We start from the raw sequence: 15,644 nt of genomic DNA on the forward strand, positions 1-15,644 counted from the left end.
GGACCGAAACGAAAAGCGCGGCGGAGGCTCCCTCCGCCGCGCTTTTCGTGTGCCTCACGTGGTCCGCAGGCGTGGTCTCTGGGCCAGATAGACCACCAAGGATAATCCCCCGCACAGGACGAAATAAACCGCGCCGGTGAAGATGAAGATCTCGGTGGGATAGATTTGCGTGCGATTGTTCACCTGCCCCGCAATGGTCGTCAATTCCGGCACATTGACGATGAAGGCCAGCGACGTGTCCTTGATGAGCGAGATGAACGCCCCCACCAACGAGGGCAGGATGTTGGGAAGCGCCTGGGGCAGAAGGATATAGACCAGCACCTCCAAGCGGGAGAAGCCGGACGACAGCCCCGCCTCCGCCTGCCCGGCCGCCAGCGCGTTGAGGCCGGAGAGGGTGGAATACATCACCGCCGCCGACGTGAACCAGGCGATGGCGATCACCACGGAGAGCGTATCCGGCAGATTGGTGGAGAACACCGCCGGAATGAGGAAATACAGCCAGAAGATCACGAAGATCAGCGGAATGCCGCGGATGAAGTCGGCCCAGGCGAACAGGATCCGCTGCGTCCAGCCGCCGAAAAGCCAGGCGGTGAGGGCCAGCAGGATGCCCGCCACAAGGGCAAGAAGCCCGGCCTCCAGCGACAGGATGAGGGTCAGCAAAAGCCCGCCCGGCTGCCCTTCCAGGGCCCGGCCCAACAGGAAATAGGGCAGGTTGTTCAGGATGACGGAAAAGTCAGGCATCGCTGCTGGCTCCCACGGTGGCGACGGCCAGGGCCGCCTTGGATTGCGGCTTGTGCCGGGCGGCGGGGGACTTCGGGCCGAGCTTCACCAGCACCTGACCAAGCACCAGGCCCAGCAGGAGATAGAGCGCCGTTCCCACCGCAAAGGCCTCGAAGGCATGGGCGTTGTAGCTCTCCACCTGGCGGACCTGATAGGTCAGTTCGGCGAGGCTGATGGCGCTGGCGAGCGAGGACAGCTTCATTAGGTTGAGATACTGCGTCACCAGCGGCTGCCAGGAATTGGCCAGCGCCTGCGGCAGCAAGACGTAGCGCAGGGTTTCCCAATGACCGAAGCCTTGGGAGAGCGCTGCCTCGCGCTGGCCGCGCGGCATGGCGTTGAGGCCCGCCCGCAATTCCTCCGCCAGGAAGGCGGCGGTGAAGACCCCAAGGCCCCAGGCGGAGGCGATGAATTCCGGCGCCAGCAGGACATTGCCCACGGGGAGCACTGCCCAGGGATGATTGGCGGTGATGAAGTCGCGGAAGGATTGGGGCAGGAGGTTATAGGCCGCGAAATACCAGAACAGGAACTGCACCAGGATCGGCGTGTTGCGAAACAACTCCACCAGGGCAATGGCAAGCGCCCGCGCCGGGGCCAGGGGTGCGATGCGCAACCCCAGCAGGAGGACGGCCAAGCCGGTGGCGATCGCCGCCCCCACCAGGCTCACATAGATGGTCATGAGGAAGCCGGAGAGGAGCCACTGGCCCGGCTGGCCGGTCAGCACGCCGGAAAAGTCGAAGGTGATGCCATTCATGATGCCTCCACGGCGCTCAAGGGGGAGAGCACCTGCTGCAGGAAGCGCCGGGTGCGCGGATGGGTGGGCGCGGAGAAGAAGCGTTCGGGCGTCTCCAGTTCCAGGATGGTGCCGCCGTCGATGAAGGCGACCCGGTCCGCCACCTCACGGGCAAAGGTCATTTCATGGGTGACCACAAGGATGGTGATGCCGGCCTTGGGCAATTCGCGGATGACGGCAAGCACCTCGCCAATCATCTCCGGGTCCAGGGCGGACGTGGGCTCGTCGAACAGGACGATCTTGGGATCGGTGGCGAGCGCCCGGGCGATGGCGACGCGTTGCTGCTGCCCCCCTGACAGCTGCGCGGGAAAGTGGGAGGCCTTGTCGGCCAGCCCCACCCGCTCCAGCAGCGCCCGGGCGCGCGCCTCCGCCGCCGCCCGCTCGACGCCACGCACCTTGCGCAGCGCCAGCGCCACATTGTCCAGCGCGTTCAGGTGGCCATAGAGGTTGAACTGCTGGAACACAAAACCGATCTCGCTGCGAAGCTTGCGCAGGTCCCGGCCGGAAAAGCCGGCGGTGGGGACGCCGTCAATGACGATCTCGCCTTTGCTGATCGCCTCCAGCCGGTTCACCAGCCGGATGAGCGTGGACTTTCCGGACCCCGATGGACCGATGATGGCGAGCGCCTCCCCCCGGGAGACGCTCAGATTGACACCGCGCAGAACGTGCAGATCCCCATGCCATTTATGCAGGTTCTGCAACTCGATAACGGGAGGGCCGGACGAGGTCATGGTCGGCCCTCAGTTGGTGGCGCCGATGGTGAAGGTGCGCGGCGCGGCAAACCTGGAACTGGGGCCGAACCAGGTGTCGTAGATGGTCTTGGCCCGCCCATCCTTCTCAAGGCCCACCAGGATCTGGTTCACCCGCGCCAGCAGGTCCGGCTGGCCCTTGGCCAAGCCGATGCCGATGATCTCGACGCTCAGCTTCTCGGGGAGGATCTTGAACTTGGCCTTGTCGGGAGCTTCCGCGAGCAGGCCGGCGAGGATGGTGCTGTCCTGGGCGATGGCGTCCACCGAGCCGTTGCGCAGGGCGGCGAGGGCGGTCGGGATGTCGTCATAGGAGAGCACGCGGCCTTGCGGGAAGCGTGACTTCAGCACCTGCTCGCCCGTGGTTCCCTTCACCGCGCCGATGCGGGCGGAGGAATAGGCGGCCAGCGCGTCGGAGGAGGAGGCGGGCACCAGCAATTGCAGGCCGGTCTCGAAATAGGGGGTGGTGAACGCGATCACCTGCGACCGCTCGGGCGTAATGGTGATGTCGGCCACGATGAGGTCCACCTTGCCCGATTGGAGCAGGGGAATGCGATTGGCAGGGTTGGTGGGCACCAGTTGCAGCTTCACGCCCAGCGCATCCGCGATGGCCTTGGCGAAGTCCACGTCATAACCCACCAGGTTGTAGGTCTTGGGATCGATGGAGCCGAAGGGCGGGTTGGAATCGAAGGTGGCCACGCGCAACGTGCCCGACGCCTTGATGTCGGCGAGCTGGTCAGCGGCGGCGGGGCCGAGCGTGCCGGCAAGGGTCGCCAGGAGGGCGGCAGCACCGATGAGACGGCGACGGGTCAAGGCGAACATGAGCACTGTTCCTTTCGCTAATGCGGGAGGGGCGGCGCCGGCATCTGGTGCCGGTGCGCTGCGCGGGCAGACCGCGGGGCTGTCCATCAGGCCGGGCGCGTGTTCCAGGGCGCGCGGGCAATCAGCAGGCCGAGGCCGCAGAAGTCGGTGATGCCGGCGAAGATCAGCCCGGCGCCGATGAAACCGGACAGGAAGATGAAGGCCGGCGACACCAACCAGGCGAGCACCACGCCCACAAGAACCAGGGCGCCAGCGGCGATGCGGACCTGACGTTCCAGGCTGATGACCGCCTTGCCGGTGCCACGGGTGACAGGATAGCCGGCGGCCTCCCATTCGGACGTGCCGCCCTCCACCACCACCACGTCGAGGAAGCCCGCTTTCTCCAGGGCCTCGGCGGCGAGCTTCGAGCGGTTCTGGGTGCGGCAGATGACATGCACCTGCCGATCCGGATGGACCTGCCCGGCGGCGACCAGCGCCGCCGGGTCGAATCCTTGCAAGGGATGGCTCACCGCCTGCGGAATGTGGACTTCCGCATATTCGGCCGGCGTGCGCACGTCGATGAGCACGAGGTCCGGGGCGTGGGCCAGGCGGGCCTTCAGCCCGGAAACGGTGAGACGATCCGCCATCGCCTCACCCCCGGGGCAGGGCGTGCAGCGCGCGCACCAGCGCGTCCACGTCCTCGCGGTTGTTGTAGAAGGCCAGCGAGGCACGCACCGTGGTCTCCACCCCGAACCGCCGCAGCGCGGGCTGCGCGCAATGGTGGCCGGAGCGCGTGGCGATGCCCTGCTTGTTCAGGAACTTCGCCACTTCCTCGGTGTCCTTGTCCTTGATGACGAAGGACAGGACGCTGGCCTTGTTGCGCGCCGTGCCGATGATGCGCAGCCCCTTCACCGTGGAGATGGCATCGGTGGCATAGACCAGGAGATCGTGTTCGTAGGCAGCGATGGCTGGCAGGCCGACGCCCTCCAGATAATCCACCGCCGCCCCGAGCCCGACAGCCCCCGCGATGTCGGGCGTTCCGGCCTCGAACTTCTCCGGGATGCCCTGGAAGACGGTCTTGGCGAAGGTCACGTCCTTGATCATGTGCCCGCCCCCCTGCCAGGGCGGCAGGCTCTCCAGAAGGTCCGCCTTGCCGTAGAGGATGCCGATGCCGGTAGGGCCGAACACCTTGTGGCCGGAGAGCACGAGAAAGTCCGCGCCCAGAGCCTGGACGTTCAGCGGGATGTGCGGGGAGGACTGTGCCGCGTCCACCAGCACCGGCACGCCATGGGCGTGGGAGAGCGCGATGATCTCCTCGATGGGATTGATGGTGCCCAGCGCATTGGCCACATGGGTGATGGAGACGAGCTTGGTGCGCCCGGTCAACAGCCCTGCGAACTGCTCCAGGATCAACTCGCCCCGGTCATTCACCGGCGCCACCTTCAGGACCGCGCCCGTCTGCTGCGACAGCAGCTGCCAGGGCACGATATTGGCGTGGTGCTCGATGGTGGAGACGATCACCTCGTCCCCCGGGCCGATATTCTGCCGGCCGAATGTCTGCGCCACGAGGTTGATGGCCTCGGTGGTGCCGCGCACGAAGATGATCTCCTTGGACGAGGCCGCGCCGATGAAGCGCCGCACCTTGTCCCGGCCGCCCTCGAACAGGTCGGTCGCCCGTTCCGCAAGCGAGTGTGCGGCGCGGTGGATGTTGGAATTGTGCTTGGAATAGAACTCGCTGGTGATGTCGATGACGCTTTGCGGCTTGTGGGTGGTGGCCGCATTGTCGAGCCACACCAGCGGCTTGCCGTGCACCTTCTGGTGCAAGGCGGGAAAGTCCCGCCGCACCTTCTCCACGTCGAACCCCGCCAGCCCGCCGTGCGAGCGCCCCGGCGAGGATAGTGTCGAGGCATGGGGCAGCGTACCGCCCGTGGGATTGCGGGACGAGCCGGGCGTCAGGAAGTAGAAGTCGGAGGAGGCGAACGGATCCGCTCCCGCCGGGCTGTCCACCACCTGGATGCGGGACCAGTGGCCCGGTCCCTTCGCCGGTCCTGACGCCTGCCCGAAGGCCGGAGCATCAAGACCGCCGGCGCGCAGCAGGTCCGCCAAGGCCGGCTCTGCCTGAGCCGAGGACGGGGAAGCGCCCACGGACAGAGGCTCGATGACCGGATGGACCGGCGGCGCCACGTGCGCCACCGCGCCGGGATCGGCACTGGCGAGCGGCAGGCGCACGGGGCCGCCGAGGCCGTAGGCCGGGTTCGTGATATCCGGATCAAGCCCCGCCGCGTGGGGAAGGCCAGCCCCGCCGGACAGGGATGTGAAGGCCTGTGACAGCAGGCCCGATTCCGGGTGCGTGGGGACCGACGGGAATGCCGGGGCTGAGAAGCCCCGGTCGGATTCGGCGTAGATCTCGTTGACCAGCCGGGTGATGAGCCCGGTCTGGAACGGATCGCCCGGCAGATGCCCGGCAGAGTGCCCGGCTAGGGCGGAGGCGAGCCCCTCCGCCTGGGCGAGCGGGTCAGGCGTAGTCATGGTAACGGCCGATCAGCACGTTATCGAGACGGGCGATGGCGTCCTCGATCAGCACGGCGGCCGAGAAGTAGCGCGTCACCAGGTGCGAGGCGATGGAGTGCTCGTTGGTGCCGGAATAGCGGACCGACAGGCCCGGCTCCACCTCGCCGGTGACGCCCACCTTCTGGAGGCCGACGACACCCTGCTCGGCCTCGCCCACGCGCAGCAGGAGGATGCTGGTGGAGGCAACCCCCGTCACCGGGTCCACATTCACCGGCACCTTGTCGCTGGGGACCAGCGGGATGCCGCGCCAGGTGAGGAAGGGCGAGCCATAGAGGTGCACCACCACCGGCGGCACGCCGCGACGGGTCGCCTCGCGGCCGAAGGCGGCGATGGCACGGGGATGGGCGACGAAGAAGGCCGGCCGCTTCCACACCAGGGAGATCAGGTCATCCAGGTCGTCGGGCGTCGGCGCGCCGCCGCGGGTGGGAATGCGATACTGCGCGCCCACCTCATGCAGGAGGCCGAAATCCGCATTGTTCAGCAGTTCCCACTCTTCCCGCTCCTTCACCGCCTGGACGGTGACGCGGATCTGCTCGCGCAGCTGGTCGATTTCGTTGCTGTAGAGATCGGTGATGCGGGTGTGGGTGTGAAGGACAGTCTGGATGGTAGACAGATGGTATTCGCGGGGATGCTCGGCATAGTCCACGAAGGTGGTGGGCAGCAGCGGCTCGCCCGAATGGCCGGAGAGAAGCGCGATCTTCGGCTCGCCGAAGGCATTGGTCTGGGCGGCGATTTCGGCACGGCGCTTCACCGCGTCCTCAAGCGCACTGCGCAACCCATTGACCGCATCAAGTTCGCCTGCGTCCAGGGTGAGCAGCGTGGCGCCGGACAGGGCCTTGATGGTCGGGGCGTGGTCGGTGTCACCCGCCAGGGCTTCCTCGCCGAAATAATCCCCCGCCGTGGCCAGGCGCTGGCGCAGCGCGCCGCCGAAGGGGCCCGCGACGAACAGCTCCACCGTGCCCTCCGCCACCACATAGACCTTGCGGGCGGACGCGCCCTGCTCGGCAATGATGGCGCCGGGCGCATGCTGGCTGGACTTGAACTTGCCGGCGATGGCGGCAAGCGCGGCATCATCCAGCTTGGCCAGCAGCGGGATGTGGCGCAGGCTGGCGGGCGCGACCGCCGGGCTCTCGCCACCGCTCACTTCGATGAGGCCGGGCTTGGCCACCACCACGGAGCGCCGGTTCACGCGATAGACGCCGCCCGCCACGTCCACCCAAGGCAGCAGCCGATGGAGCCAGCGCGGGGTGTTTTCCGAGTTCTGGACGACGGTGACGCTCGCCGTGGCAAGGTTTCTTGCGGCGGCAGCGCTGACGCTTGATCTCAACTCACTCATGGACGCCTTACTCCTGGGTTGAACGCGTGGCTCACGCCGCACGGGGTGGGTTCAGATCCCGTCGCCGAACATCTGATCCATGCTCAGGGCGGGTTGCTGATTTCGGGAATGGCCGATGACCTTGGCGGGCACGCCGGCCACCGTGGAAAAGGCCGGTACGTCGTGCAGCACCACGGCGGCGGCGGCGATGCGCGCGCCTTCTCCAACGGTGATATTGCCGAGCACCTTGGCGCCGACGCTCAGCAGCACGCCGCGCCCGATCTTGGGATGACGGTCGCCCCGCTCCTTGCCATTGCCGCCCAGGGTGACGGACTGGAGGATGGACACGTCGTCGGCCACCACCGCCGTCTCGCCGATTACAACAGCGGTGGCATGGTCGATGAACACGCCCGAGCCGATCTTCGCAGCAGGGTGGATGTCGGCCTGGAAGACCTCGGAGACGCGGCTCTGGAAATTCAGCGCCAGCGTCACGCGGCCCTGGTGCCAGAGCCAATGCGCCACCCGGTACGCCTCCAGCGCGGTGAGCCCCTTGTAGTAGAGGAAGGGGTCGAGGAAGCGTCGGCAGGTGGGGTCGCGCTCACGGATGGCGCTGAGGTCGCGCACCAAGGCGGCGCGCAGGCTGGGATCGGCATGGAAGGCGGCAAGGCTGAGGTCCCGCACCGCCATGCGGCTGAGATCGCCCCCGCCCAGCCGCTGCGCCAGCCGGAAGGAAAAGGCGGCGGCGATGCTGTCCTGTTCGAGGACGGTGGTTTGCAGGATGCCGGCCAGCATCGGCTCTTCCAGCACCGCCTCATCCGCTTCCGCCCGCAGCGCGGACCAGACCTGAGTTTCCGCCTGGGCGGTCTCCTGGGCTTCCCGCGTGGCTTCAACGAGCGCCGGAAACGACCTGATCGAGGCCACGGCCACCCCCCTTGTGGTCTCATAAAATACTAAATCGATAGAATTACCTAATTTTAATGCTGTCAAGGGGCGTTTGGCCTCAGGTGCAGGTTCTGCAGGACGTCCCGGCTGTGGCTATGGCTTTATAAAGAAAGAAGTTTTCAACGTCGGGTGCGACGGATGGGGCTTCCCCCAACGCGCCAAAATCACGGCTACGGTCCAGCTGTCAGATGCATCTTCAGGTGGTGAGTTGCAGCGATTCCCGCAGATCGTTGAATAACTTTACAAAATTTATCGATTAAGTATCTAAGTCATATGAACCGCTTCGGCACAGCCCTGGAGCGGCGCGGCCTCACATTGGGCCTTGAGGGAATTCACGCATGAAGATCACGCTCATCGCAGCCATGCTGGCGCTCGGCGCCACCACGGTTGCGGCACAGGAAACGCTGAAGATCGGCGCGCCGCTTCCGGTCACGGGCGCCCTTGCGCCGGAGGGCGCCAAGCTGCGCCAGGGCTATGAGCTCTGGCAGGAAAAGGTGAATGCCGCCGGCGGCGTGAAGGTGGGCGAAAAGCGCCTGAAGGTGGATCTGATCTATTACGACTACCAGTCCGCCACCCCGAAAGCCGTCCAACTGGCCGAGAAGCTCATCACCGACGACAAGGTGGACTTCCTGTTCTCACCCTTCGGCTCCGGCGCCACCAAGGCAGTGAGCGCGGTGGCCGAGAAGTATCAGATCCCGCTGATCGCCTCGTCGGCCTCCTCGGCGGAAGTGTTCGACCAGGGCTATAAGAACCTGTTCGGCGTCTACACGGACAATTCCACCTTCAGCGAGCCGCTGGCCGAGCTGGTCAAGACCAAGGTGCCGGAGGTGAAGCGCGTCGCGATTCTCGCGCGCAACGACCTCTATCCGCTCTCCCTCGCCAACGAGTTCGAAAAGAGCGCCAAGAAGCGCGGCTTCGAGGTGCTCTTCTTCGAGAAATACCCCATCGGTACCCTCGACCATTCCGCCGCCCTGTCCCAGTTGCGCGCGACCAAGCCGGACTGGATCATCGCCACCGGCTACATCAATGACCTCATTCTGGTGCGCAAGCAGGCGGGCGATCTGAAGATCGGTTCCAAGGTGCTCACCCTCATCAATGGCCCGGCCTATAAGGAATGGATCTCGGCCGTTGGTCCGCTGGCCGAGAATGTGACCACCGCCAGCTGGTTTCACCCGGCGGTGAACTATCAAAGCGAGGATCTGTTCGGCTCCACCAAGGCCTATGTGGAGGCCTTCAAGGCCAAGTATGGCAGCGAGCCGGACTTCACCCAGGCCTCCGGCACGGCGGTGGGCGTGGTGCTGCAGCTTGCCATCGAGCGGGCCGGGTCCATCGACCATGCCAAGGTGCGCGAGCAACTGCAGAAGGGCGGTTTCAAGACCTTCTTCGCGCCCATCTCCTTCTCGCCCATCGGCATCGCCGACAGCTATGTGCCTCCCGTGCTCCAAATCCAGGGCGGGGAGGTGAAGGTGGTGCTGCCGACCGATGTGGCCACCAGCGCCTTCCGAACCGGCATTGGCGAATAGGCCACCCACACGGCTTCGGGCCGCCTGCGGGCGGCCCGCTTCCGGCACGCCGGATCGGGAAACATCATGCACTGGTTACAAGTTCTCGCGAACGGCCTCGCGCTCGGCGGGCTTTATGCCTGCATCGCCGCCGGCTTTTCGCTGGTGTGGGGCGTCCTCAACATCATCAACATTCTGCACGGGTCGCTGGTGGTGCTCGGCGCCTATCTCGCCTTCTTCGCTCATGCACTGTTCGGCATCAGTCCGTTCCTGTTCGCGCCGGTGGCGGGCGCGCTGCTGTTCGTGCTCGGCTATGCGCTCCAGACGGCGGCGGTGAACCGGGTCATGGGCCGGCCGGTCCTGGTCAGTCTTCTGCTCACCTTCGGCCTCAACCTCTTCCTCGACAACCTCATGGTCGAAGGCTTCAGCGCCGACTATCGCAAGGTCATTCTCTCTCCGCCCGCCGGCGTGCTGGATCTTGGCGCCGTCATCGTGCCGCTGGATCGCATCTATGCCACCGCCTGGGGGCTGGTGGTGGTGGCGGGCCTGTGGGTGCTGCTGCGCACCACCCAATTGGGACGAGCCATCGTGGCCGTCCGCATGGACCGGGACGCCGCCGAACTCATGGGCATCGACGTGCGCGCCACCTATGCGGTGGCCTTCGGCCTCGGCGCCTTCATGGCAGGGGTGGCGGGGGCGCTGCTGAGCGCCATCTTTCCCATCTCGCCCCTGGCCTCCAGCCTCTATCTGGGCAAGGCCTTCGTCATCTGTGTGCTCGGTGGCCTCGGCAGCGTGCCCGGCGTCATCGTGGGTGGCTTCTCGCTAGGGCTGCTCGAGAGCTTCGGATCGCTCGCCTTCGGCCCCGAGCATGCGCTCACCGTCTCCTTCCTTGCCCTCATCTTGCTCCTGATGGTGCGCCCGCAGGGCCTGCTCGGACGGCGGGGGTTCCAATGAAGACGCGCCTCGCCGGCCTTGCCGCGCTCCTCCTCGCGTTCGGCCTGGTGGCTGTGTTCGCGGACAATTATCTTTTGCGCCTTGCCACCACCTTCGCCATGTATGCGACGCTGGCGCTTTCCTGGAACCTGCTGGGCGGCTATGGCGGCTATCCCTCCTTCGCCACCGCCGCCTTCTTCGGTCTCGGTGCCTATGGCACGGCGGTAGCGCAGACTTCGGGCGTGCCGCTGCCTCTGGCCTGGGCGACGGGCAGCCTGACCTGCGCGCTGTTCGCGGCGGTGCTGGGCCTCGCTATCCTGCACCTGCGCGGCCACTACTTCGCCATTGCCAGCCTCGTGGTGGCCGATGTGCTGCGCGAGATCATCAATTCCTGGACGGCGCTCACCGGTGGCGGCATGGGCATCAACCTGCCGTTGGTGGGCGGCAGCGTGGAAGCCCAGGCGCTATTCTATTTCTGGATCATGGCCGGACTGGCCGTCTTGGCCCTGGCGCTCACCCTCGCCGTGGACCGCTCGCGCCTGGGCGTTGCCCTGGCCTGCATCGCCCAGAACGAGGATGCGGCGCAGATCATCGGCGTGGATACCCGCCGCGCCAAGGTCTGGGCCTTCGCCCTTTCCGGGGCCCTGGCCGGCGCCACCGGCGGCATCTATGCCTCCTGGGTCACCTATATCGACCCCACCGACGTGTTCGACGTGTCGCTGGCGGTGAAGCCCATCCTCATGACGCTGCTCGGCGGGGGCGGCACCGTGTTCGGTCCGGTCATCGGCGCCTTCATCTTTCTCGGCCTGGAGGAACTGCTCTGGCGCAACCTGTTGTCGTTCCATGCGGGCCTGCTGGGCCTGCTGGTGGTGGCCCTGGTGCTGTTCCTGCCCGATGGGGTGCGCCTCACCGGCTGGCGGGGGCTGGCGCGCCTGCGGCTCGCGGGAGGGCGGCGCTGATGGCACTTCTGCAAATCCATGGCGTCAGCAAGCGGTTTCGCGGCCTCCTGGCGCTGGATGACGTCTCCCTTGAGGTCGACGCCGGGGAGGTGATCGGGCTCATCGGTCCCAATGGCGCGGGCAAGACCACGCTGGTGAATGTCATCAGCGGCGTCTACCGGCCCGATGGCGGCCGCCTGACCTTTGCCGGCCAGCGCATCGATGGCCAGCGACCGGACCTCATTGCTCGGCGGGGCATCGCCCGCACCTTCCAGATCGTGCAGCCCTTCCCGCGCATGACGGCGCTGGAGAATGTGGCCGCCGCCGCCCTGTTCGCCGGCGGCGCCGGATCGCTCCAGGAGGCCCGCCAGCGGGCGGAGGAGGCGCTGGCGTTCTGCGGTCTCGCCGGGGAAGCCCACAAGCCCGCCTCCACCCTCACTTTGGCCAGCCGCAAGCGCCTGGAACTGGCGAAAAGCCTCGCCCAGCGGCCCAAGCTCCTGCTTCTGGACGAGGTCAATGCCGGCCTCAACGCCACCGAAGTGGACCATGCCATCGCACTGATCCGCGCCATCGCGGCGCAGGGCATCACCGTGCTCGTCATCGAGCATCTCATGAAGGTGGTGACGCGGGTCTGCGGACGCGTGGTGGTGTTGCATCAGGGCCGGCGCATCGCCGATGGCAGCGTTGGGGATGTGATGGCGGACCCGCAGGTGGTCGAGGCCTATCTGGGGTCGGGCTATGCCCGGCGAATGCGGGAGGCCGGACAATGACCGGAGCGCGCACGCATTCTCCGATCCCGCTCCTGGAGGTGACCGACGTGGCGGTGGCCTATGGGGATGTGCAAGTGGTCTGGCAGGCGGATCTCACCGTGCCCAAGGGGACGATCGTCGCCCTGGTGGGCTCCAACGGGGCGGGAAAGACCACCCTGTTGCGCACCATCGCCGGCACCTTGCGGCCTCTGCGGGGCAGCTTGCGCCTGGAGGGGGTGGACGTGAGCACCGAGGATGCCCGCGCTCGCGTGGCACGCGGCATCGTGCTGGTGCCCGAGGGGCGGCGGCTGTTCGCGGGTCTCTCGGTGGCGGACAACCTGTTGCTCGGGGCTTATCTGCGCCGCGACGCGGCGGCGGTGCGGCGGGACATGGAGCGCATGTACACGCTGTTTCCCCGCCTAGCGGAGCGGCGGCGACAGGACGCGTCCACGCTGTCCGGCGGCGAGCAGCAGATGTGCGCCATCGCCCGCGGGCTTATGGCGGCGCCCCGCCTGCTGCTGGTGGACGAGCTCTCCCTCGGCCTCGCCCCGGCGGTGGTGGAGGAACTGATCGGCGCCCTCAAGCGCATCAATGGCGACGGCACTAGCCTGCTTGTGGTGGAGCAGGACGTGGCGGTGGCGTTCGATTTTGCCGACTTCGCCTATGTGCTCGATCAGGGGCGCTCCGGCGCCGGTGGGCCGGTGGCCCAGGTGGCGGCCGACCCGGCCGTTCGCCACGCCTATCTCGGACTTTGACCTTATTCTGGAGCGTGCCATGTCCCAGCCCAAGCGCAGGATCACCTATTATTTCTCCTACATCTCGCTGTGGTCCTATGTGGGCAGCCTCGCCTTCCAGGATCTGGTGCGGCGGCTCGACCTTGAGGTGGACTACAAGCCCATCGACCTCTTGTCCGTCTTCGCCGCCGGCGGCGGCAAGCCGGTGAAGCAGCGTCCGCTTCAGCGCCAGGCCTATCGGCTGGTGGAGATGCGCCGCTGGCGGGACATTCGCGGCATTACCCTGGTGCTGCACCCCAAATTCTATCCCGCCGATCCGGCGCTGGGGCACCGCATGTTCCTCGCCGCTCAGGCCGGCGCCGGTGGGGCGGGCGATCTCGGAATCCTCGCTCACCTGGGCCTGAAAGCGGTGTGGGCGGACGAACTGAATGTGGAGGACCCACGAACCCTCGTCGCCCTCGCCACGCAGGCCGGCTTCGACGGCGCCGCGCTGCTGGAGGCTTCGCATGAACCCTCCTACGCCCTGGCGGCGGATGCCCTGACCACGGAAGCCATCGACCGCGACCTGTTCGGCGCACCCTTCTACTTCTACCAGGGCGAGCCCTTCTGGGGGCAGGATCGCCTCGACCTCCTGGAAGCCGCCATCACCTCCCTCCGTGCCCCCATCCTGCCGCCCGCCCCATCGGAGCTTTAGGTCCGCATATTCCCTTCGGGCATGGCCCTTGCAGTGGCGTGGACGGGGGAGGGGACACCATAAGTCCTTCTCGGCAGGGACGAACGGCGTGGCAAAGGACCCGCTCTCCCTCCGGCGCCGCGCGAGGCTCTGGTGCGGTGCATCGTGGCGGCGGTGGAATCTGGGCGGCCATCCGATTAAGAAGGCGTTCCACATGCTTTCCGACGGCTCCCCTCCGACGCCCGACGATACTGCGAGATAGGCGGACCCCAGCCGTGCCCTTCATGACCTCCAATCCCGCGCTCGCCCGCGCTCTGGCCGAGCGGGACTATGACAACCCGACGCCCGTCCAGCTGGCGGTTCTGGCGCCCGAGGCATCGGAGCGCGACCTCTTGGTGTCCGCCCAGACCGGCTCCGGCAAGACCGTGGCCTATGGGCTGGCCATGGCCGAGACCCTGCTCGGCCCGTCCGAACGGTTCGGACCCGCCTCCGTGCCGCAGGCGCTGGTGGTGGCGCCGACCCGCGAACTGGCGCTGCAGGTGCAGCGCGAGTTCGCCTGGCTTTATGGCACCACGGGCGCCCGCATCGTCTCGTGCGTCGGCGGCATGGACCCGCGCCAGGAGCAGCGGCTGCTGAACCAGGGCGCCCACATCGTGGTCGGCACTCCCGGGCGCCTGCGCGATCACCTGGAGCGCGGCCGCCTGGATTTGTCGGCGCTGCAGGTGGTTGTGCTCGACGAGGCCGACGAGATGCTGGACCTCGGCTTTCGTGAGGACCTCGAATTCATTCTGGACGCCACCCCGCCGGACCGGCGCAGCCTGCTGTTCTCCGCCACCATGCCGCGCGGCATCACCACACTCGCCAAGCGCTACCAGCGCGATGCGCTGCGGATCGAGGTGGCGAGCGCGGAAGGCGGCCACGCCGATATCGAGTACCGCACCATGCGCGTGGCCCCCACCGAGGTTGGGCATGCGGTGGTCAATGTGCTGCGCTATTACGATACCCCCAGCGCCATTGTCTTCTGCAACACCCGCGAGGCGGTGCGGCGCCTGCACGCCATGCTCCAGGAGCGGCAATTCTCCGCGGTGGCGCTCTCCGGCGAATTGAGCCAGAACGAACGCAACCATGCCTTGCAGGCGCTGCGGGACGGCCGGGCGCGGGTGTGTGTGGCCACCGACGTGGCGGCGCGCGGCATCGACCTGCCCAATCTCGGCCTCGTCATCCACGCGGACCTGCCGAACGATGCGGAAAGCCTGCAGCACCGCAGCGGCCGCACCGGCCGGGCGGGGCGCAAGGGGGTCAGCGTCCTGCTGGTGCCCCCGTTCCGCCGGCGCCGAACCGAGGACCTGATGCGCGGCCTCGGCATCAAGCCCGCCTGGTCGGCGCCGCCGACCTCCGAGGACATCCGTCGCCTCGACCATGAGCGCATGCTGCACGACGCCCTCATCACCGAGGAGCCCGATGAGGAGGATGCCAGCGCCGGGCTCGCGCTCCTGGCGGCCCATTCGCCGGAGCATCTGGCCGGTGCGTTGGTGCGCCTTTACCGGGCCGGCTTGCCGGCGCCGGAGGAGGTGGGGGACCCCGGGGAGCCGCGCGCCGCACGCGACCGCTCAGCGGGCCAGGATTTCGGCGGGGCTTCGGGCGGTGGCGCCTGGTTCCGCCTCAATGTGGGGCGCCGCAACAATGCCGATCCCAAATGGCTGCTGCCCCTCATTTGCCGGCGCGGGAACGTGACGCGCAAGGAGATCGGCGTCATCCGCATCTTCGACGAGGAAACCGCCTTCGAGGTGAGCCTTGCCTCCGCCGAGCGGTTCGCCAAGGTGGCCGGCAAGGGGGATGGCGACGACATCATCATCGAGCCCTTGCCCGGCGAGCCGGCGGCCCCCGCGCGGCGCGGCGCCCGCGGCAAGCCCCCGCGCGGCCTGCCCGCCCACGGCTTGCCGCCATCCGAGGCCCCCTCCCGTGGCAAGCGCGTGCGCGAGGGGCAGGGCAGGCCCGCCGAGGCCAAGGCGGAGCTCGGCAAGCCGGCTTATGAGAAGCCCCGCGAGGTGAAGCCGTGGGGCCAGGGCAAGAGCGAGCGTCCGCAGAAAAGCCGACGCCCGAACGGGCCCGATAAAAAGCCCAAGGGAAAGCCGCCCCGCCGGCCCTGAGGCGTGCCGGCCCCGCCTGG

Annotated in this window: 15 protein-coding genes; 7 read left to right on the top strand and 8 right to left on the bottom strand. The window is 67.4% G+C overall.

Annotation, left to right across the window (positions count from 1 at the left end):
• Nucleotides 1–54 precede the first annotated feature (54 nt).
• The 8 genes from ACT54L_RS24090 to cysE form a co-directional block, all read right to left on the bottom strand.
• Nucleotides 55–741 carry an amino acid ABC transporter permease gene (locus ACT54L_RS24090; protein ID WP_476088200.1) on the bottom strand — a complete coding sequence of 229 codons (687 nt, stop codon included), beginning with the start codon at nt 739–741 and terminating at the stop codon, nt 55–57.
• Nucleotides 734–1,531, bottom strand: coding sequence for an amino acid ABC transporter permease (locus ACT54L_RS24095; protein ID WP_476088201.1), 798 nt, complete (start codon nt 1,529–1,531; stop codon nt 734–736). Before ACT54L_RS24095 ends, ACT54L_RS24090 begins: the two co-directional genes overlap by 8 nt.
• Complete coding sequence (locus ACT54L_RS24100) at nt 1,528–2,301, bottom strand: amino acid ABC transporter ATP-binding protein (RefSeq protein ID WP_476088202.1); 774 nt, start codon at nt 2,299–2,301, stop codon at nt 1,528–1,530. Before ACT54L_RS24100 ends, ACT54L_RS24095 begins: the two co-directional genes overlap by 4 nt.
• 9 nt (nt 2,302–2,310) lie before the next feature.
• On the bottom strand, nt 2,311–3,138 hold the full coding sequence (locus ACT54L_RS24105) for an ABC transporter substrate-binding protein (RefSeq protein WP_476088203.1): 828 nt from the start codon (nt 3,136–3,138) through the stop codon (nt 2,311–2,313).
• Between the two features lie 86 nt (nt 3,139–3,224).
• The gene (locus tag ACT54L_RS24110) at nt 3,225–3,764 is read right to left on the bottom strand and encodes a rhodanese-like domain-containing protein (RefSeq protein ID WP_476088204.1); all 540 of its coding nucleotides are present in this window, start codon (nt 3,762–3,764) and stop codon (nt 3,225–3,227) included.
• A 4-nt stretch (nt 3,765–3,768) separates the two neighbouring features.
• The gene (locus tag ACT54L_RS24115; protein WP_476088205.1) at nt 3,769–5,646 is read right to left on the bottom strand and encodes a SufS family cysteine desulfurase; all 1,878 of its coding nucleotides are present in this window, start codon (nt 5,644–5,646) and stop codon (nt 3,769–3,771) included.
• A complete protein-coding gene (locus tag ACT54L_RS24120; protein ID WP_476088206.1) occupies nt 5,633–7,024 on the bottom strand; it encodes a family 2B encapsulin nanocompartment shell protein in 1,392 nt (463 codons plus the stop codon). Before ACT54L_RS24120 ends, ACT54L_RS24115 begins: the two co-directional genes overlap by 14 nt.
• A gap of 51 nt (nt 7,025–7,075) precedes the next feature.
• On the bottom strand, nt 7,076–7,915 hold the full coding sequence (cysE, locus tag ACT54L_RS24125) for a serine O-acetyltransferase (protein ID WP_476088285.1): 840 nt from the start codon (nt 7,913–7,915) through the stop codon (nt 7,076–7,078).
• Between the two features lie 368 nt (nt 7,916–8,283).
• Between cysE and ACT54L_RS24130 the strand changes: the two genes are divergently transcribed.
• From ACT54L_RS24130 to ACT54L_RS24160, 7 genes are all read left to right on the top strand, one after another.
• Nucleotides 8,284–9,468 (top strand): amino acid ABC transporter substrate-binding protein, encoded by a 1,185-nt coding sequence (locus ACT54L_RS24130; protein ID WP_476088207.1) that lies wholly within the window; start codon nt 8,284–8,286, stop codon nt 9,466–9,468.
• A gap of 66 nt (nt 9,469–9,534) precedes the next feature.
• Nucleotides 9,535–10,401, top strand: coding sequence for a branched-chain amino acid ABC transporter permease (locus ACT54L_RS24135; protein ID WP_476088208.1), 867 nt, complete (start codon nt 9,535–9,537; stop codon nt 10,399–10,401).
• Nucleotides 10,398–11,339, top strand: a complete 942-nt coding sequence (locus ACT54L_RS24140) for a branched-chain amino acid ABC transporter permease (RefSeq protein ID WP_476088209.1) — start codon at nt 10,398–10,400, stop codon at nt 11,337–11,339. The genes ACT54L_RS24135 and ACT54L_RS24140 overlap by 4 nt, the downstream gene beginning before the upstream one ends.
• Nucleotides 11,336–12,088 (top strand): ABC transporter ATP-binding protein, encoded by a 753-nt coding sequence (locus tag ACT54L_RS24145; protein ID WP_476088286.1) that lies wholly within the window; start codon nt 11,336–11,338, stop codon nt 12,086–12,088. The genes ACT54L_RS24140 and ACT54L_RS24145 overlap by 4 nt, the downstream gene beginning before the upstream one ends.
• On the top strand, nt 12,085–12,822 hold the full coding sequence (locus ACT54L_RS24150) for an ABC transporter ATP-binding protein (protein ID WP_476088210.1): 738 nt from the start codon (nt 12,085–12,087) through the stop codon (nt 12,820–12,822). The genes ACT54L_RS24145 and ACT54L_RS24150 overlap by 4 nt, the downstream gene beginning before the upstream one ends.
• A 19-nt stretch (nt 12,823–12,841) precedes the next feature.
• A complete protein-coding gene (locus tag ACT54L_RS24155; protein WP_476088211.1) occupies nt 12,842–13,495 on the top strand; it encodes a DsbA family protein in 654 nt (217 codons plus the stop codon).
• 254 nt (nt 13,496–13,749) lie between these two features.
• Nucleotides 13,750–15,624 carry a DEAD/DEAH box helicase gene (locus ACT54L_RS24160; protein WP_476088212.1) on the top strand — a complete coding sequence of 625 codons (1,875 nt, stop codon included), beginning with the start codon at nt 13,750–13,752 and terminating at the stop codon, nt 15,622–15,624.
• Nucleotides 15,625–15,644 lie beyond the last annotated feature (20 nt).

It is taken from the genome of Aquabacter sp. DMC10 (assembly GCF_056314145.1).

Coding starts and splice junctions, on each gene's coding strand:
- ACT54L_RS24090 (WP_476088200.1), bottom strand. CDS start 741: ATGCCTGACTTTTCCGTCATCCTGAACAACCTGCCCTATTTCCTGTTG.
- ACT54L_RS24095 (WP_476088201.1), bottom strand. CDS start 1,531: ATGAATGGCATCACCTTCGACTTTTCCGGCGTGCTGACCGGCCAGCCG.
- ACT54L_RS24100 (WP_476088202.1), bottom strand. CDS start 2,301: ATGACCTCGTCCGGCCCTCCCGTTATCGAGTTGCAGAACCTGCATAAA.
- ACT54L_RS24105 (WP_476088203.1), bottom strand. CDS start 3,138: ATGTTCGCCTTGACCCGTCGCCGTCTCATCGGTGCTGCCGCCCTCCTG.
- ACT54L_RS24110 (WP_476088204.1), bottom strand. CDS start 3,764: ATGGCGGATCGTCTCACCGTTTCCGGGCTGAAGGCCCGCCTGGCCCAC.
- ACT54L_RS24115 (WP_476088205.1), bottom strand. CDS start 5,646: ATGACTACGCCTGACCCGCTCGCCCAGGCGGAGGGGCTCGCCTCCGCC.
- ACT54L_RS24120 (WP_476088206.1), bottom strand. CDS start 7,024: ATGAGTGAGTTGAGATCAAGCGTCAGCGCTGCCGCCGCAAGAAACCTT.
- ACT54L_RS24130 (WP_476088207.1), top strand. CDS start 8,284: ATGAAGATCACGCTCATCGCAGCCATGCTGGCGCTCGGCGCCACCACG.
- ACT54L_RS24135 (WP_476088208.1), top strand. CDS start 9,535: ATGCACTGGTTACAAGTTCTCGCGAACGGCCTCGCGCTCGGCGGGCTT.
- ACT54L_RS24140 (WP_476088209.1), top strand. CDS start 10,398: ATGAAGACGCGCCTCGCCGGCCTTGCCGCGCTCCTCCTCGCGTTCGGC.
- ACT54L_RS24150 (WP_476088210.1), top strand. CDS start 12,085: ATGACCGGAGCGCGCACGCATTCTCCGATCCCGCTCCTGGAGGTGACC.
- ACT54L_RS24155 (WP_476088211.1), top strand. CDS start 12,842: ATGTCCCAGCCCAAGCGCAGGATCACCTATTATTTCTCCTACATCTCG.